Consider the following 24,372-nt stretch of genomic DNA (forward strand, 5'->3'; position numbering starts at 1 on the left):
TCTCGCTGGGAGGCTGGTGGGGCGGGCAACGTCGCCGCGGTCACAGGTCGCGGAGGTCGATCGCGCCGATGAAGTCGGTCTTGCCGACGTCGACCCCGTTGTGCCGCAGGATCGAGTACGCCGTGGTGGCGTGGAAGTAGAAGTTGGGTAGCGAGAACTGGAACACGAAGTCCGCCGCCTTCATGCCCTTGCCCGGCAAAAAGAACAGCGGGATCGTGCGCTCTTCGGCGCCCTTCAGCTGCTCCGGCTTCAGCGCCTTCACCTGCTCGAGCGCCTTCCCGATGCTCGCGCGCAGATCCGCGATCGTCTCCTCCTCGGCGTTCTCGCGCGCCGGCGCCTCCTCGCCGGTGAGGAGCGCGGCCAGCCGCACCGGCCAGTGAGCGACGGTCTGGATCTGACGCCGGAGGTTCCACTGGTCGGGCGCGAGGCGCGCGGTGAGGAGATCCTCCGGGTTGAACTTCTTCTGCTCGGCGTAGGCCTGCGCCTTGTCGAGCCAGACCAGCACCTGACCGAGCATGCGAGCCATCTGCGGGAACGAGCTTTCGTAAAGGCTCATGATCTTCTCCTTGTCGACGGTAGCGACCGGCGCCTCTGGTCCATCCGCAGCCCCCGCGCGTCAACCCCCGCGCGCGCCGGCCCCGGTCCACGGCGCACGACAGGCGATCCCGGCGTGAGCGCTCGACGCGCGAGGACGAGTGACGGCCCCGGCGGAGCCCCGGGCGGCCGCGCGGCGCGCCGGGGCTCCGCGGGCCGCCCGCGAGGCGCTCAGTCGATCTGGGTGAACTCGCCCGCCGCGTCGGCGGTCCACATCTGCGGCGGGACCCCCTCGATATCGGAGGTGCGGATGTAGATCCACCGGATGCCCTTGTCCTCCAGCTCGTCGAGGAGCGCCGGGTCCAGGCCGGGCTCGAGCCGGGGCTCGAAGACGAAATCCTCCGAGAAGTTGTGGTGCGCCGGGCGGTACGTCTGCGCGTGGTAGCCCTTGAGCACGATCGGGCTGCTCGTCAGCCCCGTGATGCGCGTCTCCACCCACTTGTAGAGAGGCGCCGTGTACCCGGCCGTCGGGCCCTTCGGGTAAGGCGGCCAGTAGAACGAGGTCTCCACCTGGACGCTGGACGACGCCGACGCGAGCGAGCGCTCCTGGAGCAGCGCGCCCTCCACGGGCGGACCGTCCGCGGGGCAGGCGTCGAGCAGCACCTTCTCCGTCGACACGCTGAGCGGCGTGCCGTCCCAGTCGAGCGACGACACCGGCGTGGCGTACTCGGCGCGGACCTCGAGCCCGAAATCGCGCAGCGCGACGAGCGGCCCCACCGACGGCGGCAGCAGCTCGGGCACGGCCGAGCTGGCGAGCGCGTAGGTGACCGCCGACGCCCCGTCGCCGTCCACGAACACATCCGTGGCCGTCTGGTCGGCGTACGTGTGCGACGCGCCCGGCCACGCCGCGGGGCTCCCCGACAGCGTCGCCACCGATCCGGAAGACAGGTAGTCGAGCGTCGCGTCCTCGAAGAGGGTCGCGCCGAGGGCCTCCGGCGTGAGGAACGCGCTCTTCGGCGAGAGGCGCGCGCGCACCTTGAGCCGGTGGTTCGCGAACACGTCGCCGAACTCGCCCTGGAAGGTGCAGAGCTCCTGCGGCTCGGGGAGCAGGAACGGCGTGAGGGTCGGCGTCGTGCTCGGGACCGAGACCTCGCGCACCTGCTTCACCACGAGCTCCCCGGGCTTCATCTTCTTGAACTCGTAGTCGAGCAGGAACGCCGTCTTGCTCGGGTGCACCTCCCTGAACCGCTCCTCGACCCGGCCGAGCAGGGAGGCGAGCGCGCGGTAGTCCTCCTCCCACTTCATCACGTGATCGCCGAGCGGGACCAGCGTCGAGCCGGCGCGGACTTGCACGTAGGTCTCGCCGAAATCGCTGATCACGCTCACGACCTCCGGCAGCGCTCCCCCTTCCGGGTTGGTGACGGACGTCGCCCCGAGCTGCGTCACGATCTTGATCTCGTCCGAGGGCGGGATCCCGCGCGAGAGCGTGGCGACGCCGTTCGCCATCTCGTCCTCGTCAGGATAGGAGTAGTGCACGAGGACGCCCATCCCGACCTCGGCCTCGTCCACGCCGTACAGGAGCCGGGCGAGGAAGGCGTTGTCGTTGTAGAAGCTCGCGTACACCTTGCGGATCGCGCGGAACACGCCGCGCTCCTCGTCCTCGCCGGCCTCGCAGTGGCTCGGCCCCACCTCGTCGGCGTCCTGGTCGTCGGCCAGGCAGCCGCTGTAGCTGTCGTAAAGGCCCGCGCCCGTGAAGACGGCGCTGTCCTCCACGTTGGTCGAGCTCCGGAACCGGATCTTCCTCGTGGGCGAGAAGTCCGCGATCGCCGCCTCGATCGCCTGCCGCTGCCCCGCGGAGAAGGCGGTGTCCTTGGTGATCCGAGCGCGGATCGCCGCGAGATCGACCTTGAGCGCCTGCATGTCGGGCGGATACGTGTAGCCGCCGAGGCGCTCCGCGATCTCGGCGCGCAGCGTGCTGCCGCCGGGCATGGCCTGATCGAGGAAATCGTCCCAGAGATCGAACGACAGCGCGACCGCGACATCGGAGCTCTCGGGGATGGCGTCCCGCAAGAGGCCGAAGTTCGCGGCCTTGCCGCCGAAGTGGACGATGTCCGCGGGGCCGAGATCCTCGGTGGAGCCCGAGTAGGCCCCGAGCGGCTCCTTGGGCTGGATCCCGAGATCGCCCGGCCGCTTCAGCGAGAGGAGCTGCTCCCGGTCCGCCGGCGCGAGCTTCCCGTCGGCGTCGAAGAGCGCGGCGCGGCACACGACCCCCCACTCCAGCGAGGCGCGCAGCGCGACGTCCTTCCCGTCGAGCGCCTTCGCCTGCTCCGCGGTGGCCGGGTCGCCGATGTACACGAACGGAATGCCGAACGACGTCGCCAGGAGCGCGGTGTGCGCGTTCGGGGTCGACGGCGACAGCGAGATGATGCCCGCCACATAAGGCACCTCCGCGGGGATGGAGTCGGTGAGGAGGATGTCCTCGGCCCGGAGATCGCCGCTCGCGTAGGCCGCGTCGATCATGTCCGGGGGGACGTAGCGGAGCCGGCCCACGGCCCAGCCGGTCGAATAGCACGCGTCGCCGTTCAACCATCGCTCGACCGAGCTCACGGGGAACCCGCTCTCCGCGAAGAACGCGCTGTTCGCCGCGGCCGACTCGGCCTGCTCGTAGGTCGGGAAATAGAAGGGCTTCGTCCCCTCGGGCGCGACGATGCTGTCCTTCACGAGATCCAGGACGACGCGCGCCATCTCGGGATCGTAGGCGTCCTGACGGACAAGCTGGACGCCGTACTCCGGCTCGGTGACCGCGAAGGGCGAGATGAGCACCGCGCCGAGGATGGCCTTCTGTCCCTCCTCGTGGAGCGACACCTGGTCGAACTCGTCCCGCGTCATGCCGACGAACGGGTCGAGCCGCTGCGTGGCGAACTCGGCGTGAAACGGGTACTCGTTGCTGTTCTGGTAATAGACCTTGGTGGGGTCGTGCATGAGCACGGTGAACTTCACCCACGTAGGCCCGTCGTACGACGAGTACGCCGCGAAGGGGTCGAAGGGGAGCTCGATCTGGTTCTTCCAGAACTCGGACGGGGTGATGTCGATCGGGTAGGTCTCGACGGGCCATTCGTAGCCGTCTCCGCCACCCTCGCCGCCGTCACCGCCGTCGCCGCCGTCGCCGCCCGTACCACCTGCTCCGCCGGTGGCATCACCGCCGCCCGCGGCGCCGCTGCCCCCGGAGCCCCCCGAGGAGCCGTCGTCGCACGCGGTGAGCGTGCCTGCGCCGAGGAGCGCCAGCGCAAGGCAAGCCATTCGACCGATTCGTTGAAACCTCATGGGCGACGCGGATGTACAATCGCCGTGCCATCGTCCTGGCAAAAGCGTCTTCGCGCCGCGCGGCGGGGCGTTCCTGTCACGCGCATGGCGCACGCAGGCACAGCCGCCGGGAGCGCGCCCGAGCGGGCGGGCGGCGCGAGGCGGCGGCGCCGCCCTCGGCCTCGCCCGCGTCGGCGCGGCGGCCCGCGGGCTCCGTGACGAATTTTCTTGGGGTTTCAACCGCTTCGGCGTTCTAGGATACGGCGATGACCGAGCGGAGAGCGGCGCTGATCTTCAACCCTGCTGCAGGCCACGCCGGGGATGCGGTCGAGTCGCTCCCTTCGCGGCTCCAGCGCGAGTTCGCGCTGAGCGTCTACGAGACGAGCGCGGACCGCAGCGCCGCCGCGTGCGCCGAGGCGGCGCGCCGCGAGGGCGCCCCCCTGGTCATCGCGGCGGGCGGCGACGGGACGATCTCGAGCGTCGCGTCCGCGCTCCTCGGAACGGACACGTGCCTGGGCATCCTGCCGCTCGGCACGGCGAACTCGATCGCGCTCACGCTGGGCATCCCGGACGACCTGGAGGGGGCCATCGAGGTCCTCGTCCGCGGCGAGCCGACGCGCATCGACGCCGCCCGCGCGAACGGGAGGACCATGATCCTGCTGTCAGCGGTCGGGCTCCACGCCGACACCGTGGGCGAGACCCCGCAGGACGCCAAGCAGCGCTGGGGGGTGCTCGCGTACATCGGCACCGGGCTGAAGAAGCTGATGAGCCTGGAGCCGTTCGGGGTCGAGATCGTGACGGACGACCAGCGGATCCACTGCCGGGCGGTGGCGGTGACGGTCGCGAACATGGCGCCCGCGCGCACGGTGCTGGCGCAGGGGCCGCCGGTCGTGTCGCCGGAGGACGGGCGGCTCGACGTCACCATCGTGTCGGCGACGACGCTGGTCGAGGCGGTCGCGACGGGCCTGCACCTGCTCCGGACCGCGATCGACGGCGAGCCGGCCGAGCGCGACAACGTCGGGTTCCTCGCCGCCCGGCGGGTCCTCATCAGCACCGATCCGCCGCAGCGCGTGCTCATCGACGGCGAGGAGGTCGGGACCACGCCCCTCGTTGTCGAGTGCCTCCCGCGCGCCCTGACGGTCATGGCCGCCCGCCGCGAGGAGGTCCCCGCGCCGCCGCCCGCCGCCGAGGTCGAGGTGAAGCTGGACGGGCTGCCCGAGCTCGAGGTCGAGCCGAAGGCCTGAGGCGGCCGCGCGGCCGGCGCGGCGGCCGTCGCGACGCGCGTGCCCGCCGCGGCGGCGACAGCAGCATTGTGACGCGGAACACGAGGGGGAAGCGACAGCGGCCCTGCGTAAGGAAAGGTGGTTTCGCCGGTGGGGCGGAGCTTGAGCCTGATTCCTTCAAGGGAGCTTGGAAGCATGCGATCGACGTTCTGGGCGGGGGTGGTGGGGGTGTGCCTGGCCTGTGGTCTCTCGGGCCTCGGCTGCGGGGATGACGGGGCTACGGCGCCGGAGGAAGCGACGGTCGGTGAGGGGACCGGCGAGGCCTCGTGCTCGGGGTTCGAACCGTCGGCGGTCGTCGATGCGCTCACGCCCGCGGAGGCCGAGCAGGCGTGCAGGGGATACCGCAAGTGCAGCGCCGACGACGTAGACGTCGAGTACGTGTGCCGCATGATCGGCGTGATGGGCGCGATGTTCGGGGACGATCCCGGGACCGACGACGCCGGGGTGCGGGCGAGGTGCGCCGAGCAGTACGAGGGCTGCATGGCCGACCCGCGACAGGCAGAGCAGCTCGTCGAGCAGGTCGTCGCGGCGCTGGAGGAGGAACCCTGTGTCGCGCCCACGCAGTGCACGGCGACCATCGCGGAGATCGACGCGTGCGCCGCCGCGATGAGCGAGTACTCTCGCAGCGTGCTCCCCGCGTGCAGCGCGCTCACCGTGGCGTGGTACGACCAAGAGCGGGACACCGATGCGGTCATGGAGGCCTGCGGCGAGCTCAGCCTCGGCTGCCTGACGCTCATCACGGTACCGGAGGAGTGACCGGCAGCGCGAGGGCGCCGCGCCTTCCGCCGGCCTCCCTGGCGTGGTAGGTCGAGCGGCGATGAGGCTGACGGCGGGGGCCATCGAGCTGCCGGCGCTGGCGAGCGCCCACTCCCATGCGTTCCAGCGCGGGATGCGCGGGGAGGCGCAGCGGCCGGGGCCGTCGGGGTCGGACGACTTCTGGTCGTGGCGGACCGCCATGTACGCGCTCGCGGCGTCGCTCACGCCCGAGTCCATTCACGCGATCTCGAAGGTGGCCTATCGCGAGCTCCGCGCCGCGGGCGTCCGCACGGTGGGCGAGTTTCATTACGTGCACCACCAGCCGGACGGCGCGCCCTACGCGGATCGCACGGTGCTCGCGGACGCGGTGATCGAGGCCGCGCGCGCGGAGGGCCTCCGGATCGCGCTCCTCCGGGTCGTCTATGCGCGCGCCGGCGCGGGCCGGGCGCCCGAGGGGGCGCAGCGGCGGTTTTCGGACGGCTCGCTCGACGCCGCGCTCGCGGACGTCGAGGCGCTGCGGGCGCGCTACGCGGGCTGCGACGACGTGCGCGTCGGGGTGGCGCCGCACAGCGTCCGCGCCGTGCCCCCGGCGTGGCTCGGCGAGATCGCGCGGTACGCCGCGGAGCGCGGGCTCATGGTGCACATGCACGTGGCCGAGCAGCCGGCCGAGATCGAGGCGTGCCTCGCCGAGACCGGCCGGCGCCCCGTGGAGCTCCTGGCCGAGCGCGGGGTCCTGAGCGAGCGCTTCGTGGCGGTGCACGCGACGCACCTCGCGCCGCACGAGCCGGCGCTCCTCGGCGCGGCGCGGGCGTTCGCGTGCCTGTGCCCGACGACCGAGCGCGACCTCGGCGACGGGCTGCCCGACGTGGGGGCGCTGCGCGGCGCGGGGGTGCGGCTGTGCGTGGGGATCGACAGCCACGTGATCACCGATCCGTTCGAGGACCTGCGGGGGGTCGAGCTCGGCGAGCGGCTGCGGACGGGCAAGCGCGTGACGCTGCGGGGCGAGGGCGAGGGGACGCCGGCCGAGGCGCTCTGGGAGATCGGCTCGCGGCGCGGGGCGGAGGCGTGCGGGTTCGCGGACGCGGGCGGCGGCATCTCGATCCGCCGGGACGCGCCGGCGCTCGCGCTGGTGCGGGAGGAGCGGCTCCTGGATGCGGTGGTGTACAGCGGGAGCCCGGCGATCGTGGAGGGGAACCCGACGACCTCGACCTCGCCTGTGCGTTGACGAGGCGGCGCGACGGTCCGCCGCCGATCCGGGGGTCTCGAGCGGGCTCGGGCTGCGCGGGCGAGCGTGCAACGAGCTCACACGTCACGGTGGTGTGATTTGTGAGGTTCAGGCGTCTCGCCTGCGCCATGGTCGAGAGACGAGACTGGCATCATTGGACGCCTCTGGCAGCGCTGCTGCCGGTCGGCCTCGTCTTGCTCGCGAGCCTCCACGAGATCCAGACCGTCCATCGCCGGAACGTCGCGGCGGCTCTCCAGGCAGTGCTCTCGACGACCCACAAAGGGCTCTTGACATGGGCGCGAAACACGAAGGCTACCGCGCGCTTCTGGGCCGGCGAGCCGAGCCTGCGGCGAGCGGTCGCAGCGCTGATCGAGCAGCGCCGCGACAACGGGTCGCTCCACGACAGCCCGCACCTCCAGGAGCTGCGGCGCGCGCTGGACGGCGTCGTTCAGCAGAATGGATGCCTCGGCTTCGACGTCATCGCGATGGATGGTACCCACATCGCCTCGGATCGCGATGAGCTCATCGCCACCACGACCCTGAGCGCCCGAGACCAGGACACCATCTCCGCGAGCCTGCGAGGCTCCGTCGTCATCGGCGCGCCTTTTCGCATGCGTTCGCCCGCCCTCGGCGAGGTCGTCACCACGCTCCTCGTCGCGGCGCCGGTGCGCGCGCCCACCGAGGGAGGGGAGGTCATCGCGGCGCTCGCCTTCCGCATCGATCCTGGAAAGGAGCTCACGGAGAGCGTCCAGCGCGGGCAGGTCGGCGCAGGAGGGGAGACCTACGCCTTCGACAAGCGTGGGCGAGTCGTCACGGAGCTCAGGTTCTCTCAGAACCTGCGCGACATGGGCCTCCTTCCGGCCGGCGAGCGCTCGATCCTCAACGTGGAGCTGCGCGATCCCGGGGGAGCCGTCTTGTACGGCGTCCCGTACCCCCTGCCCCGAACCGAACAGCCGCTCACACGTATGGCGACCAGCGCCGTCGCGGGGAACGCCGGGATCGACGTCGACGGCTATCGCGATTACCGCGGCATGGACGTCGTCGGCGCGTGGCTGTGGGATCCGGAGCTCAACCTCGGCCTCGCGACCGAGATCGATAGAAGCGAGGCCTACGTCGTGTTTTATACGACGCGCCGCGTGGTCCTCGCTGCGTGTGCCGTGACGCTGCTCGTCGCGTTCGTCATGACGCTCCTCTTGCAACGGCGCGCGGAGGACCTGGCCGCCGGCGTGGAACGGGAGCGAGATCTGCGCAGGGAGCTCGAAGATCGTGTCCGTCGCCTGGAGAGCGCGGAGACGGCGCTCAAGGAGGCCGTCCGTGTCCGCGAGGAGTTTCTGCGGTTCGCCTCGCACGAGCTGCGCACGCCGCTGACGAGCCTGCGGCTCTTGTACGAGCACATGCTGCGCTCGGGATCTCAGCCTGTCGTGCCGACGATGGGCACGAAGGAGCTCGGCCGCTTCTTGAAGGTGTCCTCGCGTGAGCTCGCCCGGATCACGCAGGTCATCAACAACATGTTCGTCGTCGCGAGCTTCTCGAGCGGTCCGCCGGCGTTGAACCTGGAGAGGGCCGATCTCAGCGAGCTCGCGCGCAGGACCATCCGGCAGATGACGGAGCAGCTCGAGGCCGACGGATGTTCCATGGAGCTCCGACTTGGCGGGCCTGTGTTCGGCTATTGGGACCAGTCGCGCATCGAGCAGGTCGTCATGAACCTGTTGTCGAACGCGTCGCGGCACGGGGCTGGACAGCCGATCACGCTGTCGGTGAGCGCGCACGGCGGGGCTGCGGAGATCTGCGTGCACGACCGCGGCGTCGGCCTGACGCCCGAGCAGCAGGACAGGCTCTTCGAGCCCTTTCGATGGAAACCGGATGCGCACGGCGGGCTCGGCGTCGGGCTTTACGTCTGCCGCTTGATCGTGTGGGCGCACGGAGGCGAGATCCTGGTCGAGAGCGAGCCCGGCGCGGGCACGACGCTCCGCGTCCGGCTGCCGCTGCCCCCAGAGGCCGAGCGCGGCGACGTCGCTCCGATGCCGCAGGCGGAGGCGAGCACGACGGAGTAGGAGACGATGGGTGTAAAGAGCGCTCGACGCGCCCCGACGCTGCGTGTGCTCCTGGGCGATGGAGCGCGCGGCGTGGACGAGGTCGGCGCGGCGAAGCCGCGCTCCGGCGCCGGACAGCGCTGACGAGGGGCGCTCACCCCATCGCGCTCATGACGAGCTGCGCCGCCCTCAGGACCACCGCCGCGACCGCCCCCACCTTCCACGCGCGCGAGAGCCACCACTGCGCCTCGCCGCCGTCGACCCACGGCGGGACCCACGCCGGCGGCTCGACCAGATCCGCGACGGTGAGCACCCGCTCCCGCCGCTGCGCCTCGCGGTAGCCGCCCTCGCCGCCGCGGACGTGCTCCTCCGCGCGCACGTACGCGAACAGCCGCGCGCTCCCGCGCTCCGGGAGCAGCGCCCCGCACGCGCCGAGCGCCTCCGGCGTCGCCGGCAGCTGGATCCGCGCGCCGCCCTGCGCGAGCCGGAGCGCGCCCGCGCCGGCCCGCTCGACGCGCGCGCGGACCCAGCCGTCGGGGCGCTCGCCGCGGAGCAGCGCGCGGAGCGGCGTCAGCTCGGGGCTCGGGCCCAGGCGGGGCGCGCGCCGCCCCGGGAAGAGGCGCGCCGCGACGAGCCAGAGCACGATCGGGAACACCGACAGGACCAGGTGCAGATCGGTCGCGCTGGCCACGCCCGCCGCGCCGTCGAGCACCGGGAAGGAGAGCACGCCCGCGGCGGCGAAGGCGCCGACCGCGATCGTCGCGCCGAACCCGCCGACGACGCCGAACGCGACGTTGCCGATCGCGATGACGCCGACGGCGACGTTGCCGATCGCGATGAACCCGCGCGCGACGTTGCCGATCGCGATGAAGCCCGTGACGACGTTGCCGAACACGAGGAACCCGTTCGCCATGTTGCCGGCGTCGACCCACCGCGCGCGCTGCGCGGCGCCGGCCCGGTCGCCCTGGAGCGGCGCCTTCATTCGGTCACCTCGAACGCGGTGCGGCCGACGAGCTGGCCGTCCTCGGTCTCGACATCCACGGTCCAGTGCCCGGCCAGGCGGCGCGGCAGGCTCCCGCCCACGAGCTGCGACTTGAGCCGCACCGCGCCCTCCGGGCCAGGCACCCGCACCGTCTCCTCCGGCGCGCGGAGGATCTCGCGCCCCTCGTGCCGCCAGACGTGGACGAGGCGGTCTCCGTCGCCGCCCGGCACCACCACGTCGGTCACCGCGCGGAGCTCCCGAATCACGGAAAAATGCAGCGATTTCACGGACATAGCCAGGCGGCCGTCCGGGAGCACCGAGGGGCCCACGGCGGCGGAGGACAGGTGCATCGGCACGGGCGGGATGATCTCCCGCGTGCCGTAGGCGAGCCCGACCCCGGCGGCCGACGCGATGACGAGGAACACCAGGCCCATCCGGCTCCAGAGCGCCCCGAACGGCAGGTGAAGCGTGCAGAAGCCGAGCACGGACACGAGGGCGGCGGAGAGCAGCGTGTAGAGCGTCCGGGTGTTGGGGAGGAGCGCGGGGATGACGAGGTTCAGGCAGGCGAACAGCGTCACCCCGTAGAACACCGAGGCGAGCGTCTTCCAGCGCATGAGCACGCGGTCGAAGACGAGATCGAGCGTCGAGAGCACCGCGCAGGCGCCGAGGAGGAGGACGAACCACCGGTTCGGCGCGTCCAGGCTGGCGCTCTTCCAGTAGAACGGGAGGAGGAAGAAGAGCATGCCCTGATAGAGGTTCTTCAGGACATAGGTCATCACGAGGAAGCGCAGCCGGGCGCCCCGCCACGCGGTCGCGAAGTCCTGGCGGGCGCCGGTGCCGAAGAGCCGGAAGAACAGGAGCACGAGCAGCCAGGCGACGCTGACCGAGATCGCGAGGAAGCGCGCGTGCTGGAACCCCTTCTGCGCGAAGGACACCACGAAGGCGCCGAGGCTGAGCGCGTAGGCGGTGTGCAGCCACCAGAGCGTCTTGTGGTGGCGCTTGAAGAAGGCGCGGGCGGCCGACTTGAGGTCCTGAGGCCGGCCCTCCTCCTGCGCCTCGGCGTCGAGGTCGACGAAGGACGGCTTGGGCTCGGCCTTGACCGTCGGCGCGTCGTCTTCCCCGGTGGACTGCGCCGGCCGCGCGGGCATCTTGAGCGTGCGGTCGTCGTGATCCCCGCCCGGGGCGCCGGCCTTGGGCGGCATGCGCAGGGTGACGTCGTCGATGGCGCCACGCTCCCGGCCGCCGGTCGCGGCGGCGGCCGCGGCGCTCCCGGGCGGGCCGCCGGGCGCGCGCGGCGCGGCGCCTTCAGGGGCGCGGCCGGGCTCGTCGCTCGGCATGTACACGATGGTCGGCGCCTCCCCGAAGGCGTCGGGCACGCGCGGCTTCTGGACCACGGTCGTGGCGTTGGAGGACGGCGGCGAGGGCCGCGAGGGCGCGTTCGCGTGGGCCTCGGGGGCCGAGGCGTCGGGGGAGCGCGGCGCGGGCTGTTTCATGGTCCGGGGCGCAGCGTACCCGACGGGTGCTCTGCCATCGAGCGCCTCGGGAGGCATGGGCCCGACGCGGGCCCAGCCGCCGGGCCCGACTCAGCCTGACCGGTGCTCGAGGACCTCCTCGAGGAAGCTCCGCATCGCCGCCCACGATCGTCGGGCGGCCGCGGCGTCGTACTGGATGCCTGCCTGCGGGAGGCTCGCGCCCGGGTAGGTGAAGGCGTGCATCGCGTGGCCGTGGGCGTGGATCTGCCAGTCGGCCTTCGCCTCGGTGAGCTCGCGCGCGAGGGCGAGCACGTCGGCGGGCGGCGCCATCGGGTCTTCCCAGCCGTGGAGCACGAGCACGCTGGCCGTGATGGGCGCCTGCGGTCCCAGGTTCGGCGGGTGCAGCAGCCCGTGGAAGCTCACCACGCCCTTCAGCCCCGGCGGCGCGCTCCGCGCCAGGTCGAGGACGCACAGGCCTCCGAAGCAGTATCCGATGGCCGCGATGCGGTCGGGGTCGGCGAGCGGGTGCCGTCTGGCCGCCGCGAGACCTGCCTCGAGGCGCCGGCGGAGCAGGCCGCGGTCCTCGATGAAGGGCGCCATGAGCCGCGAGTTGTCCTCCATCTCGCCGCCGCGGACGCCCTTGCCGTACAGGTCGAGCGCGAAGCCGACGTAGCCCAGGCCGGCCAGCTCCGCGGCCTTCTCGTGCATGGCCTCGTTCAGCCCTGCCCACGCATGGGCGATGAGCACGCACGGCCGCTTCGCGGCGCTCGAGGCGTCGTGCGCGACGTACGCCTCGCAGACCGTCTCACCCTCGGCGTAATCGAGGCGTTCGGCGTGGATGTGCGGGGATGGCTTGAGCGGCATTGTCCTTGTCCCTTTCGAGCTCGAGCGAGCCAGCGTTCTAGCCCGGAGGCGCCCGTCGCCGCCAGGTCGGGGAGCCCGCGGCCCGCGCCCCGCCGTGGGTAGGTCGCCGGGGCGGCCCGCGGCTCGCCGGGGACCGGCGGGAGCGGGCTCGCGCGCTCCGAGGCCGAGCGCATCGCGCAGCCTCAGGCTGCGACCGGAGCGTTGCGAGCGAAGTCCGCCATCTGCTCGCGCAGGGCCTTTTGGAAGGCCGGCCGCGCCTCACAGCGCTTGACGTAGGCGTCGAGCACGGGATATCCGGCCACCAGGTCTGTGTGCCGGAGGAGCCTCAGCACGGTCGTCATCAGGACGTCGGCCGCGGTGAAGCGATCGACCAGATGGTCGCGCCCGTCGAGCCAGGCGGAGAGCGCGTCCAGCCGGACTTTCACCTCGTCCACGGCGCCGGGGCGCCGCAGCTTCGCCCACGGCTCTTCGCCGTGCAGCACGTCCATCGCGAAGAGGTTCTGGATCGGCGGCTCGACCGTGTTGAGCGCGGCGAACATCCAGGCGACCGTGCTGGCGCGGCCGTGCCGATCGGCGGGCATCAGCGCCTCGGACTCCGCGGCGATGTGATGCACGATGGCGCCCGACTCGAACAGCCACCGACCCTCCGCCTCGAAGGCCGGCACCATCCCGAAGGGGTGCTTCTGACGGTATGCGTGCGAGCTCAGATCCCCGCGATCGATCAGCCTGACCTCATAGGGGAGCCCGGCCTCCTCCAGCGACCAGCGCACGCGCAAGTCGCGAACCAGCCCTTGTGCGAACGGCGGGGCCCAGCGGAATCCCGTGACGGTGATCTCGTTCATTTGGATTCTTTGCCTCTGTGGAGTTGTGTCCCTCGGCGACGGCGCCGAACCTCTGGATGACCTTCGGCCATCCTTCGCTCATGCTCTCGAAGCGCAACATCATCCTTCGGCGCGCAGGGACCGGAATGCACCCGGCGAATCCGGGTGACGCCGTGGACCCTCGGTGGGCGTCCGCGTGACGACGGTCCCTCGAACGACTCGCGGAGCGACGCGCGCCCGCTCGGCCCACGAAGACGTGCCCGTCCTCGACCCCTCTTCAGCGCTGGGCGCGGGCGGCCGGCCTGCGCACGGCGCGCACCTTGCCGCTCGTCCCGCCGCCGCAGAAGAAGAGATCCTTGCCATCGCCTTCGAGCCCCGTCACGGCGACCCCCTCGGGCATCTCCAGGCGCTCCAGCACCTCGCCGCTCGCGGGATCGATCCGCCGGATCTCGCTCTCTTCGCCCTCCTGGGCGCCGTGCCAGAGCTCCCCGTCGACCCACGAGACGCCGGTGACGAACCGATTCGACTCGATGGTCCGGAGGATCGCGCCTGTCGTCGCGTCGATCTGGTGGACCTTGCGCGCCCGGTACTCGCCCACCCAGAGCGTCCCCTCCGCCCACGTCAGGCCCGAGTCGCGCCCTTGCGCAGGCGCGGGGATGCTGCGCACGACGCGCCCCGTCTTCGGGTCCACCTTCTGGATCCGGTCTTCGACGAGCTGCCAGAGGTATTCGCCGTCGAAGGCGGTCCCTGCGTGGGCAGCGACGTCGAGCTCGCGCACGACCTCTCCGCTCGCCGGGTCGATCGCGGCGAGCCTCTCGGTCCTGGCGAACCAGACGTTCTGGCCGTCGTAGGTGACGCCGTGGATGCGCGGCGTGCCCGGGAAGGGGCCGTACTCGCGCACGATCTCCGCGCGCTTCGGGGCCTTGCGCGCGCCCCGGCCCGCCCTGTTCTCCGTGGTCTTCATGCTGGGCTCTCCCTCGCCCGCGCGGCGCGTGCTCGCGCGCCGTCCGCCGGCAACGAGAGGTGTAACGCAGCGGCGGCGCCCCTGGGAGCAACAAGGTTGTCGTGAATCTGGCGAGCGGCGGCGCGAGCGCCGCGACCTCGGCGAGCAGGCGCCGCTCCGACGGCGCGGGCGCGCCGCGCCTTACTGGACCTGGATCGTGAACTCGTCGGCGAGGCGGCCGTCCACGTCCTTGAAGTACGCGGTCGCGCGCTTCGGGTCCCCGTCCACGTTGAAGCGGATGAACAGGGCGCCGTAGTCGGCGGTGCCGGACATCAGCGTTCCGTTCTTCACCCACTTGTTGCTCGCGTAGTACGACGACCACCACGTGTCGTCGTCGTGGCTCGCCGCCTCGTAATCGCGGATCCCCACGCCGCCGAGGCCCGACACGAACACGAAGCTCCGGTTCGGGCCGAGCTCGACCAGGTTGAAGGCGCCCGTCTTGCCGTGGCCGGTCGAGGCGTTGCCGACGTCGGTGAGGGTCAGCGTGCGCGAGTAGGAGTGCTCGTGCCCCGTCGCGACGATCGCGCCGGCGTTCATGCACGCCTGGTAGGCGCTCCAGCCGACCTCGTTCGACTTCCCGCCGACCTGCATGTCGTGCTGGTTCTTGTGCCAGGCGCACACCGACCAGATCGAGCTGTCGCTCGCGAGCGCGTCCTGGATGAAGCTCACCTGATCGGACGCGTTGGCGCCGCAGCTCGAGCGGAGCTCGCTCGTCCCGATGCAGGACTGCACGATGAACAGCCCGCGGAAGTTGCACGTCGCCTTGACGCCGAGCTCGCCCGTGCAGTTCATGTCCGGCACGCGCGCGTGGCGGGCCTGGATATAGCTGGCGTACCCGCTGCTGCCGCCCCACGCGGCGGCGTCGTGGTTGCCGATGATGGCGAAATAAGGATAGTTCGGGCCGAGGATGTTGTTGATCCGGTTCTCCCACGCCGCCGGGTTGTCGGCGTAGTCGAAGTCGCCGTTGTGGATGGTCGCCGCGGCGCCCTCGTCCTCGATGAGCTGGAGCACCGCGTCCGCGTTGCCGTTGTTCCCCTGGTCGCCGATGAAGGCGATGAGGAGCCCCGGATCGGTCGAGCTCCCGGTCCCGCTCGACGCCCCGTAGGTGATCGTGAGCTTGGGCCGCTGCGCCGCGGTGGCGTGCTCCGAGGAGGCGAAGTCGATGCCGTCCGTGTTCGACGAGCTCGCGATGACGATGCCGTTGTTGGACGTCCCGTCGACCCACGCCTGCACGAGCGCCACGCCGGCCGCGTTCAGGGTGATCGTCCTGGAGCCGGCGCTGCCGGTGACGCTGCCCACGAGGTTGCCGCGATCGGTCGAGCCCAGCGCGCCCGCGGTGGCCCACGCCGCCGACGAGGTCGCGTTGTTCCACGTGACCTGCGCCTCGTCCCACGAGCGCTTCACCTCGTAGACGTTGTAGGTGTTCGAGGAGCCGTCGGTGACCTGGAGGGTGATCGACGCCGACTGGACGGTGCTCCCCGCGGGGATGCCGGAGAGGGTCCACTTCAGCAAACAGGACTTGTCCACGCCCGAGCCGTCGTCGCCGTCGGCCTCGCACGTGGTCGCCCCGCCGTAGTTCGTGGTGGCGGCGGCCTGCCGGATCGTCGCGTCGGTCGAGCCCGCGTACGACGAGCTCGGGAGCGACCCCTGCTGGAAGGAGACGGTGGTCAGCGCCTGTTGCGCCTCCGAGATCTCCTCGATGTCGCCCTCAGCTCCGCAGGCGTTGACGACCGCGATCACCGGGAGGGCGGCGCAGAGGACGCCCATCGACAGCCGAGACCAGCTCGCCGCCATTCGCTTGTGTCCGGGTGATTCATCTCGCGCGCGCGAATTCTGCATGAATGCGTGCCTTTCTCTTGTGAATTCGAACTTTGGTGTGAGCGTTGCGCGAGCAAATTACGGGGACGTCGATTGATAAAGCATCAACGTTTTGGTGGTGATTTTGTGTCCTTTCCGTGATGCGACGCAGGCGCCCGAGACGGCATGAGCGCGTGCGCGGCGGGCTGTCCAGCCGTGTGGGGCGTCCTCGCCACGCATGCACGTGGTGCTCGGCGCGGCGGCGTGTCAATAGAGATCTCCGAGACACTGGACGGCGAAGCTGCCCGACTCGCCTCGTGTGCAGGCGGGCGTGCTGGAGCAATCGCCCTCGCGGGGGTCGGCGGCGGCTTCGGACAGGCAGTCGCAGGACGGCTCCGCCATGCAGGTGGTCGGTATCTCCTCACAGGTCCGCCGCGTAGGCATCTTGAAGAGCTCGTCGTGACCATCCTCGACGATCTGGCAGTATTCGGAGATCGCGTCGCAGAAGTAGCTGCCGCACGCGATCGTCCCCGGCGGCGCGGCGCCGCTGCACTCCTCGCCGCTGCCGATGCTCACGCCGGCCCGCGCGGCCTCGCAGGCGTTCGCGTAGACGCTCCCATCGCACGCGCAGACCTCTCGGGGCGTGGCGGTGTCGCACGACGTGGGGCGCGGCTGGCACACACCGTAGTTCCCGGCGACGATGCCTCCCTCGCCGCAGTCGCCCGGCGGGTACACGCAGACCTGGTCCGGGGTGCACGTCGCGCCGCCGCACGGCCCCGGCTCCGGGCTCGCTCCTTCCGGCCCGCACGCCGCGAGCAGCGCGGCGACGGCGGCGGCGCTCGCGAGCGCAAGAGCCCTGCGCCCCCCGTCCGTCGCGCGACGCCGCGCTGGCCGCTGCGCTTCTGTCCTTGCCGGCAGACTCATGTCGATCCCTCCTCTCACGCGATCATCGGCCGAGCGCCGAGAGCGCGTGAGCGTGCACGCGCGAGGCCGGCGTCTCGTCATCCGGATTCGCCGCTGGTCTCGGTGGGTGAGGAGAGGGGGAACTACAGAGGCACAGAGGGCACAGAGGAGGGCAAGAGAAAGAAAGAAGAGACTCTGTATCCTACGTGCCTCTGTGGCGCCCCCCTCACGAGACCAGAGACGAGCCCGGACGACGAGCTGCCAGCGCGGAGCTCGGCTGCATCGGGTACAGCCAATATGGACGGAGAAGGTCGAGAGGACGCCGAGGACGCCAGGAGAGCCGGGAAATTCTTGTTCGTGGCGTCTCGACGGATCGTCTCGTTGCCTTCGGAGCACCGCTATAGAGGAAGCGGCCGATCTCTTGTGCAACAAGTCGGTGTCGGGATCGCGGCGCGGCCTCCGCGCGGCGTGTCCGTCGCGCGCCGGTCACTCGAGGTCGGGCCGGGCGCCTCCCATGCCGATCGCCCACGCCATCGTGTACCGCGCGTTGATCTCGCAGCGGGGGTTCCAGCGCAGGCCCCCGCGCTCGTCTTCCCAGCGGAAGGCGTCGATCCCGAAGGGCCCGAAATAGCCCGCGCCGGCGAGCGCCTCGCCCGCCTCGAGCGCGGCCTCGACGAGCCGCCGGCGCTCGTCGCCGTCGAGGTCGCCGTCGCCGGCGAGCGCGGCGCCGAGGTAGGCCCCGCGGTCGTCGCAGCGCTGGACGCAGGGGGCGCCGAGGCGGACCGCGCCGCCGCGGGCGACGTGGCCGTGCAGCGAGAAGTCGCCGCGGCGTTCGACCCAGGGCTCGACCTGCAGCCCGCTGTCCGGCGAGGCGGGGTCGAGCGACGCGGCCGCCCAGGGCCGCGCGTCGGGCGGCAGGGGGCCGCGGGCGACCCGGCGGCGGCCGCGTCCGGCGAAGCCGAACGGCCGCTTGAGCAGCCAGTGGCCGGTCGGCGTGGGCGCGGCGATCGCGGCCTCGAGCTCGGCCAGGGTGACAACATGGCGCGCGCCGGGCAGCGTCTGGCCGAGATCCGCGCAGAACCTGCGGTGGTTGACGCGGCGCAGCACCTCGAGCGGCGGCGCGTCCGCGAGGGGGACGCCGGCGCGGCCGAGGAGGCGCCGGGCGCGGGGCGTGGGGCACCACGCGCGGCCGACGAGCGCGGTACCGGGCGGCGCTGGCGGCACCAGCGGCGCGGGGAGGTCGGGGCTGAGCACGACGTCGCCGGGGCGCAGCAGCGCCGCGACCCGGCCGGCGAGCTCCGGGGCCCTGCCGGCGACCGCGGCGCGAGGGGTGTACCCCGCGGGGCGGGCGAGCTCCTCGTCGGCGTCGAAGTTCAGGACCCAGGCGCTCGCTCGGTCCATGCGGCCAGCGCGTCGAGGAACGGCTCGGAGAGGCCGGACCGGCTCCGGTCGCGGCGGTTCATCGGCTCGCCGCGCATGAGCAGCGGCGAGAGGGGCGACGGGATGTGGCGGACCCACGTCTCGAAGTCGCCCGGCGGGTGAGGTGGGGTGCCGCCCGGCGGGTGGGGCGAGGCGCCGCCCGGCGGGTGGGGCGAGGCGCCGCCCGGCGCCTGGGTGAAGCGGCGGAACCAGCGGACCCCGAAGCGCACGTGCGGGATCTCTTCGGCGCAGACCCGCTCGGTGAGCGCGGCGCCCTCGTCGTCGCCGATGGCGCGGAAGCGCTCGGCGAAGCGCGCGGTATGGTCGAGGTTGCCCCCCTCGAGGCCCATCCCCATCACCGCCACGAACTGCGCAGGCGACGCGGCGGCGGGCACCCGCGACCAGAACCAGTCGCGCACCGGGAAGTCGCCGAAGCGGTGGCCGATCGCGGCGAGGTAGGCGGCGTAGAGCCGCATGTGGCGCACCTCGTCGAGGGCGATCCGGACGAGGCCGCCGCGGAACGCGCGCGGCGTCTCCGGGAAGGCGAGCAGCGCCCAGGCCATCAGCTCTGCGGCCTGGAGCTCGTGGTGCATGAACGCGTGGAAGAGCTGCGCGCGTCGCGCCGGGTTGCGCAGCGCCTCGGGCCCCGGGCTCTTCGATGCGCGCGCGGAGATGCGCAGCTCGGCGGGCCGGCCCGGGCGAGCGATGCGGCGCGGCGTCGTGGGGTCGGGCTCCCAGACCGACGGCACGGGCGGCGGCTCGAGCTTGTGCGCGAGATCGGTCGCGAGGACGTAATCCCAGGCCCAGCGCTGGACGGTGCCCGGCGGAGGCGGCTCGACGGCGCCCGGCGGAGGCGGCTCGACGGCGCCCGGCGGAGGCGGCTCGACGGTGCCCGGCGGAGGCGGCTCGACGGCGCCCGACGGAGGCAGAGGCGGGGCGCTGGGCGGCGGGGCGGGAGACATCATGGCACGGCAGGGCAGAGCGGCGCTGCTCCCTACCACAGCTCGCGGTCGCCGGCGGGTCGCCGTGGCGTGTGTCCGTGGCGCGCCCGGCGTGCAGATTGTTAGTGTTACAAACTAATCATGTTGCGCCATCTTCCCCGTCGAGCCTGGCCACCGCCCGCGGGTGCCTCGGCCGCGCGCAACCGGGACGGCATGTAGGTCTGTCTCCGTGCTCGTGGGGGGGCCTGCATCGAGGGACGCCCTTGCGGCGCTGCGGAGCTTCGGCGGGCGTTCCCGGTGGTCCCCTGTCTTCCGGATCCTCGCCGGTCGCACCGGCGGGGTGCTGCCGTGAACGGGAATATTCCCCGATGCTCGCGACTGCGGGGCAGCATCCGGTCGTCGCGCGCGCCATGTCACGATGACAGAGGCCTTCGCGATGCGGCGACATTTTGCCGGGGAATAAGGCCCGAACCGCGAGATTTGCGCGGAAATGCCCGCTCGAGGAGCGTGGCTTACGGCTTGCTCCAGGGGGATCGCATGAAGGCGCAGCGGCGTTCCCAGGCGGTCGACAGGAAGCGCGAGGAGCAGACGGTGCTGGTCATCGGGGGCAGCGGCGGCATGTCCAGCCGCTACCGCGATGTGGTCGAGAAGCACGGCTGGTCGCTGCGCCATTACGAGAACCGCGTGCCGCCGGGAGCGCGCCACGGCGTGGGGAGGATCGCGCTCATCGTGATCATGGTGACGATGGTCTCGCACGCGCTGCGCGACCAGATGCAGACCCTCGCGGCGGACGGCGCTCCCGTCGTGTACCTGCGCAGCGCCTCGGTCTCCGCGTTGCGCGCCGCCCTCGAGCAGCGGACCGCCTGACACGACGTCAAGCCGCCGCGGCGAGCAGCGGCCCTCCGCCGCGGAGCCGGCGCCGCGCCTCTCCCCCTGTTCCCATCTCTTCCCCACGAATCCCAGCATGTCTGTTCCGGGCCGTCCCGTGGAGGTCCGTTCCGGGCCGTCCCGTGGAGGTCCGTTCCGGGCCGTCCCGTGGTCGCGGTCGGATTCGATCATGAGGCGGGCGAACAAGAGCCATGCTCTCCCCGCCTCCAGGGGAGCTCTCATGTCACGGTGACAAGGGGCCTTCCGGGGCAACGACAATTTGCCCCGGAATAGAGGCCGATGACGAGGATCCCGCCGAGAATGGCGCGCTGGAGAGCGTGGCTTACGGCTTGCTCCAGGGAGATCGCATGAAGGCGCAGCGGCGTTCCCAGGCGGTCGACAGGAAGCGCGAGGAGCAGACGGTGCTGGTCATCGGGGGCAGCGGCGGCATGTCCAGCCGCTACCGCGATGTGGTCGAGAAGCACGGCTGGTCGCTGCGCCATTACGAGAACCGCGTGCCGCCGGGCGCGCGCCACGGCGCGGGCAAGGTGGCGCTCATCGTGATCATGGTGACGATGGTCTCGCACGCGCTGCGCGATCAGATGCAGACCCTCGCGGCGGACGGCGCCCCCGTCGTGTACCTGCGCAGCGCCTCGGTCTCCGCGCTGCGGGCGGCGATCGAGCAGCGGGCGGCGATCGAGCAGCGGGCAGCCTGACGAGGCACGCCGCGCGCTGGAGAGGGGCGCCGCGCGCTGGAGAGGGGCGCCGCGCGCTGGAGAGGGGCGCCGCGCGCTGGAGAGGGGCGCCGCGCGCTGGAGAGGGGCGCTCCGGGGCGCCTTCAGCGCACGCCGACGAGGCGCTGCATCAGGCGCTGGAACTCGGGAACCGAAAGATCGATGTGCTCGACGACGCGGCCGTAGAGCGTGGCCGTGGGCACGTTGCGGCCGCCGAACTCCCGCTCGAGCTCGGAGAGCTTCCAGAGGATGATGCGCTCGGCGCGCGTCAGGCCGTCGCGCACATCCGGGAGATCGTCGAACGGGGATCGCCTGGGGGACATGGGCGGTCTCCTATCAGGCCTGCGCCGCCGCGCGAAGGTCGCGCTACTGCACGACCCCGAGCACGCGCTGCTGGCGCGCGAGCTCCGCCGCGTTCTTCAGCGCCTCGAACAGCTCACGCGACGCCGGCAGGCCCCGGATCACGAGCTCGGGATCGCTCGCGTCCCGCGTGAACACGCGGATCTCGGCGATGTCGAGCAGCCGCTCCATGAACGTCTGGCGGAGGTCGAGGTCGTGCACCCGCCAGAGCTGGAGGGTCTCGACCCGCCGCGTGAGCAGGCCGGCCTCATAGTCGATCGTGCGGTCGGTGATCTTGTAGCGGAGGCTCTTGCGCTTCCAGTGCAGGATGCCGATCCACACGAGGCCCACCAGCACGAGCGAGAGCACGCTCGCGGCGACGTAGGACCAGAACCACGCCTTCCAGCTCGGCGCCCCCTCGAAGAGGACGCGCGCCCCGCCCGGCGACGCGAGCGCGCCGGGCGCAGGGGAGAGCGCGCCCGGCGCGGGGGCGAGCGGCGCGGCCAGGGCCGTGACAGCCGCGGGCGCTCGTTCTTCGAGCATGCTGCCGCAGAAGCGGCACTTGATCGCGGCGTCCTGGATCTGCTCCGCGCAGAAGGGGCACGGTTTCACGCCGGCGATTGTAGTACGGCGCCCGTCGTCAGGTAACGCGTCGACGACCACGCCGGCCGGTTCTGCGGAGCGCCCGACCGACGCGATTGCATCTGCGCGGGACCCTCGTCAGGATCCGCGGCACCCGGCACGCGACGGGCCTGGCGATGGCCGCCCGGTGGAGCGACTCGATGAGCAACGTCAAGGGCAACGCGCTGGGGGGGTTCAAGAACTTCGTGGCCGCGCAGCACGGCGCTGCCGGCGTGGAGCAGTGGCTGGAAGGCCTGAGCCCGCAGGAAGCCGCGCAGGTCGGCGGCATCATCCTGCCGCACGGCTGGTACCCGGTGGGCGTCTGGAACCGCCTCACCGACCGCTACATGACGCTGTTCGGCGGCGGCCATCCGCAGTGCTTCCGGCCCGTGGCCGCCGCCATCGCCGAGGAGGACCTGCAACGGTTCTTTACCGTGCTGCTCAAGGCCGCGTCCCCCGCCACGGTGCTGCGCAGGTCCGCCTCGCTGTGGGAGCGCTACTTCGACGAGGGCACGATGGAGGCGAGCGAGGTCGCCCCGAAGCGCTTCACGGTCCGCCTCACCGCGTCACGGCTCCCGGACCGCGGCCCCGGGCCGATCACCTGCTCGGTGGGCATCCCGGTCTGGCAGGAGCGGCTCATGTCGCACATGGGCGCCCGTGATGGCCGCTGCCTGCACACCCGCTGCCGCTTCCGCGGTGCCAAGGCCTGCGAGTTCGACGTGTCGTGGGGGTGACCGCGCCGGGAGGGCGCGCTCGCTCGGGCGCCGCCCGTCCGGCGCCTCAGCCGCCGCGCGGCGGCAGCGCGGCGCGGGGCGCCGGCGCGGCGAGGGCGGGCGCCGGCCTCTGGAACACGCGCCGGAGGGCGGCCGCGGCGGCGTGGTAGCCGCACATGCCGTGGACGCCGCCGCCGGGCGGCGTCGAGCTGGAGCAGAGGTAGATCGCGGGGTTGGGCGTCGCGTACGGGTCGAGGCTCGCGACGGGGCGCGCGAAGATCTGGATCCAGTCGTTGGCACCGCCGGCGATGTCGCCGCCGACGTAGTTCTCGTTGTACCGCTGGAAGGCGGCGGGGGTGTGGACGGCGCGCGCGCGCACGAGATCGCGGAAGCCGGGAGCGAAGCGCTCCAGCTGGGCCTCGATGCGCGCCGTCATGTCGACCGTGCAGCCGGGCGGCACGTGGCAGTAGACCCAGGCGGTGTGCTTGCCGGCGGGGGCGCGCGTGCCGTCGAACAGGCTCTGCTGCGCCACGAGGCAGAAGGGGCGCTCCGCGGGCGCGTCGCCGGCGAGCGCCCGCTCCGAGGCCGCCACCTCATCGAGCGCGCCGCCCACGTGCACCGTCGCCGCGCGCGCGGCCGCGGCCGCCTTCCACGGGATGGGGCCGTCGAGGGCGTAGTCGATCTTGAACACGCCGGGGCCGTGGCGGAAGCGCTCGAGGCGGCGCCGGTAGCCCGGCGGGAGCCGGTCGCCCGCGATGCGCGCCATGGCCGCCGGCGTCGTGTCGAAGAGGTAGGCGCGCGCCGCGGGGAGCTCGTCGAGCGACGCGACCGCGCGGCCCGTCTCGATCTCGCCGCCGCGCGCGCGCAGGAGGGCGGCCAGCGCGTCCATGAGCGCCTGCGAGCCGGTGCGCACCATCGGCCAGCCCGCCGCGTGCGCCGCGAGCGCGAGCACGAGGCCGAAGGACGCCGAGAACAGCGCCTCGAGCGGCAGGAACGCGTGCGCCGCGCAGCCGCCGAACAGCCCGCGCGCGGCGTCGCCGCGGAACGTGTCGCGCGCGAGCCCCGCCGCCGAGCGGACGGCGGAGAGGCCGAACCGCGCGAGCAGGAGCGGGTGGCGCGGCGGTAGGCGCAGCGGCGGGCCGAGCAGCTCGGCGAACAGCGCGCCGTCCTGCGCGAGCAGCGGCGCGAACAGGCCGCGCCAGGACGCCGCGTCCTCCTCGCCGAGCGTCTCCGCCATGCGGTCGAGATTGGGATGGAGCAGGGCAGCCCTCCCGTCGGGCAGCGGGTGGGCGAGCGCCGCCTCGGGGTAGATCCAGGCGACGCCGTGCTCCGCGAGCGGCAGCGTGCGAAAGAACGGCGAGATCACCGCCGTGGGGTGGATGGCGGAGCAGACGTCGTGCCGGAAGCCGGGGCCCGTGAGCTCGGCCGTGCGCGCCCCCCCGCCGATGGTGTCGCGCGCCTCGACGACGCGCACCGAGAGGCCGGCCCCGGCCAGCGCGACGGCTGCGGCGAGCCCGTTCGGGCCCGCGCCGATCACGACGACATCCATGACCCGAAGTCCGCGGCCGCCATCGTCGGTCGTGGGCTACCCGATCGCGGCCTGGAGGGGAACGAAAAAGGCCATGGAACGGCCGAGGCGCTCGGGCCGCGCCCCGTCCGGCGCGCGGAGCCCTCCATCATGATGGGATCGGCCATGCGCGTCTCACTCTGGCGCACCGCAGAGATGCTGTCTCATCCATCCTGCGATCCGCAGGAGAACGCC

Annotated in this window: 21 protein-coding genes; 7 read left to right on the forward strand and 14 right to left on the reverse strand. The window is 72.3% G+C overall.

The window, feature by feature from the left end; translation table 11 throughout:
* Nucleotides 1–40 precede the first annotated feature (40 nt).
* Together WME83_RS07280 and WME83_RS07285 are read right to left on the reverse strand one after the other, a co-directional pair.
* A complete protein-coding gene (locus tag WME83_RS07280; protein WP_437318523.1) occupies nucleotides 41–556 on the reverse strand; it encodes a DUF1993 domain-containing protein in 516 nt (171 codons plus the stop codon).
* A 209-nt stretch (nucleotides 557–765) separates the two neighbouring features.
* Nucleotides 766–3,834, reverse strand: a complete 3,069-nt coding sequence (locus WME83_RS07285; protein WP_437318524.1) for a PEP/pyruvate-binding domain-containing protein — start codon at nucleotides 3,832–3,834, stop codon at nucleotides 766–768.
* A 269-nt stretch (nucleotides 3,835–4,103) separates the two neighbouring features.
* Between WME83_RS07285 and WME83_RS07290 the strand changes: the two genes are divergently transcribed.
* The 4 genes from WME83_RS07290 to WME83_RS07305 all read left to right on the forward strand — a co-directional run bounded on the left by WME83_RS07290 (nucleotide 4,104) and on the right by WME83_RS07305 (nucleotide 9,155).
* On the forward strand, nucleotides 4,104–5,081 hold the full coding sequence (locus WME83_RS07290; protein ID WP_437318525.1) for a YegS/Rv2252/BmrU family lipid kinase: 978 nt from the start codon (nucleotides 4,104–4,106) through the stop codon (nucleotides 5,079–5,081).
* Nucleotides 5,082–5,255: 174 nt separating this feature from the next.
* A complete protein-coding gene (locus tag WME83_RS07295; protein WP_437318526.1) occupies nucleotides 5,256–5,876 on the forward strand; it encodes a hypothetical protein in 621 nt (206 codons plus the stop codon).
* Nucleotides 5,877–5,937: 61 nt separating this feature from the next.
* The gene (locus tag WME83_RS07300; RefSeq protein WP_437318527.1) at nucleotides 5,938–7,101 is read left to right on the forward strand and encodes a formimidoylglutamate deiminase; all 1,164 of its coding nucleotides are present in this window, start codon (nucleotides 5,938–5,940) and stop codon (nucleotides 7,099–7,101) included.
* 128 nt (nucleotides 7,102–7,229) lie between these two features.
* Nucleotides 7,230–9,155: an ATP-binding protein gene (locus WME83_RS07305; protein WP_437318528.1), complete on the forward strand. Its 1,926-nt coding sequence runs from the start codon at nucleotides 7,230–7,232 to the stop codon at nucleotides 9,153–9,155.
* Nucleotides 9,156–9,288: 133 nt separating this feature from the next.
* Here WME83_RS07305 and WME83_RS07310 read toward each other — a convergent pair whose 3' ends face one another.
* The 9 genes from WME83_RS07310 to WME83_RS07350 form a co-directional block, all read right to left on the reverse strand.
* On the reverse strand, nucleotides 9,289–10,116 hold the full coding sequence (locus WME83_RS07310; RefSeq protein WP_437318529.1) for a hypothetical protein: 828 nt from the start codon (nucleotides 10,114–10,116) through the stop codon (nucleotides 9,289–9,291).
* Nucleotides 10,113–11,609: a DUF5924 family protein gene (locus tag WME83_RS07315; RefSeq protein WP_437318530.1), complete on the reverse strand. Its 1,497-nt coding sequence runs from the start codon at nucleotides 11,607–11,609 to the stop codon at nucleotides 10,113–10,115. Before WME83_RS07315 ends, WME83_RS07310 begins: the two co-directional genes overlap by 4 nt.
* A gap of 90 nt (nucleotides 11,610–11,699) precedes the next feature.
* Nucleotides 11,700–12,452, reverse strand: coding sequence for a dienelactone hydrolase family protein (locus tag WME83_RS07320; protein WP_437318531.1), 753 nt, complete (start codon nucleotides 12,450–12,452; stop codon nucleotides 11,700–11,702).
* Between the two features lie 182 nt (nucleotides 12,453–12,634).
* The gene (locus tag WME83_RS07325) at nucleotides 12,635–13,294 is read right to left on the reverse strand and encodes a glutathione S-transferase family protein (protein WP_437318532.1); all 660 of its coding nucleotides are present in this window, start codon (nucleotides 13,292–13,294) and stop codon (nucleotides 12,635–12,637) included.
* Nucleotides 13,295–13,550: 256 nt separating this feature from the next.
* On the reverse strand, nucleotides 13,551–14,237 hold the full coding sequence (locus WME83_RS07330) for a Vgb family protein (RefSeq protein ID WP_437318533.1): 687 nt from the start codon (nucleotides 14,235–14,237) through the stop codon (nucleotides 13,551–13,553).
* Between the two features lie 180 nt (nucleotides 14,238–14,417).
* The gene (locus tag WME83_RS07335; protein WP_437318534.1) at nucleotides 14,418–16,070 is read right to left on the reverse strand and encodes a DNRLRE domain-containing protein; all 1,653 of its coding nucleotides are present in this window, start codon (nucleotides 16,068–16,070) and stop codon (nucleotides 14,418–14,420) included.
* A gap of 270 nt (nucleotides 16,071–16,340) precedes the next feature.
* Complete coding sequence (locus WME83_RS07340) at nucleotides 16,341–16,997, reverse strand: hypothetical protein (protein ID WP_437318535.1); 657 nt, start codon at nucleotides 16,995–16,997, stop codon at nucleotides 16,341–16,343.
* A 465-nt stretch (nucleotides 16,998–17,462) separates the two neighbouring features.
* Nucleotides 17,463–18,377 (reverse strand): hypothetical protein, encoded by a 915-nt coding sequence (locus tag WME83_RS07345; protein WP_437318536.1) that lies wholly within the window; start codon nucleotides 18,375–18,377, stop codon nucleotides 17,463–17,465.
* Nucleotides 18,350–19,360, reverse strand: coding sequence for a ferritin-like domain-containing protein (locus tag WME83_RS07350; RefSeq protein WP_437318537.1), 1,011 nt, complete (start codon nucleotides 19,358–19,360; stop codon nucleotides 18,350–18,352). The genes WME83_RS07345 and WME83_RS07350 overlap by 28 nt, the downstream gene beginning before the upstream one ends.
* Nucleotides 19,361–19,843: 483 nt before the next feature.
* On the opposite strand from WME83_RS07350, the gene WME83_RS07355 reads away from it, so the two are divergent.
* Both WME83_RS07355 and WME83_RS07360 read left to right on the forward strand, forming a co-directional pair.
* Nucleotides 19,844–20,203 carry a DUF2325 domain-containing protein gene (locus tag WME83_RS07355; protein WP_437318538.1) on the forward strand — a complete coding sequence of 120 codons (360 nt, stop codon included), beginning with the start codon at nucleotides 19,844–19,846 and terminating at the stop codon, nucleotides 20,201–20,203.
* 338 nt (nucleotides 20,204–20,541) lie between these two features.
* A complete protein-coding gene (locus WME83_RS07360; protein WP_437318539.1) occupies nucleotides 20,542–20,919 on the forward strand; it encodes a DUF2325 domain-containing protein in 378 nt (125 codons plus the stop codon).
* 122 nt (nucleotides 20,920–21,041) lie between these two features.
* Here the strand turns inward: WME83_RS07360 and WME83_RS07365 are convergent, their stop codons facing one another.
* Nucleotides 21,042–21,260: a hypothetical protein gene (locus WME83_RS07365; protein ID WP_437318540.1), complete on the reverse strand. Its 219-nt coding sequence runs from the start codon at nucleotides 21,258–21,260 to the stop codon at nucleotides 21,042–21,044.
* A 43-nt stretch (nucleotides 21,261–21,303) separates the two neighbouring features.
* Nucleotides 21,304–21,888: a PH domain-containing protein gene (locus tag WME83_RS07370; RefSeq protein WP_437318541.1), complete on the reverse strand. Its 585-nt coding sequence runs from the start codon at nucleotides 21,886–21,888 to the stop codon at nucleotides 21,304–21,306.
* A 170-nt stretch (nucleotides 21,889–22,058) separates the two neighbouring features.
* Between WME83_RS07370 and WME83_RS07375 the strand changes: the two genes are divergently transcribed.
* Nucleotides 22,059–22,631, forward strand: coding sequence for a hypothetical protein (locus tag WME83_RS07375; RefSeq protein WP_437318542.1), 573 nt, complete (start codon nucleotides 22,059–22,061; stop codon nucleotides 22,629–22,631).
* Nucleotides 22,632–22,677: 46 nt separating this feature from the next.
* Here the strand turns inward: WME83_RS07375 and WME83_RS07380 are convergent, their stop codons facing one another.
* Entirely contained in the window at nucleotides 22,678–24,159 is a 1,482-nt protein-coding gene (locus WME83_RS07380; protein ID WP_437318543.1) for a phytoene desaturase family protein, read from the reverse strand.
* Nucleotides 24,160–24,372 lie beyond the last annotated feature (213 nt).

It is taken from the genome of Sorangium sp. So ce385 (assembly GCF_051474135.1).
GTDB classification, from domain to species: domain Bacteria; phylum Myxococcota_A; class Polyangia; order Polyangiales; family Polyangiaceae; genus Sorangium; species Sorangium cellulosum_D.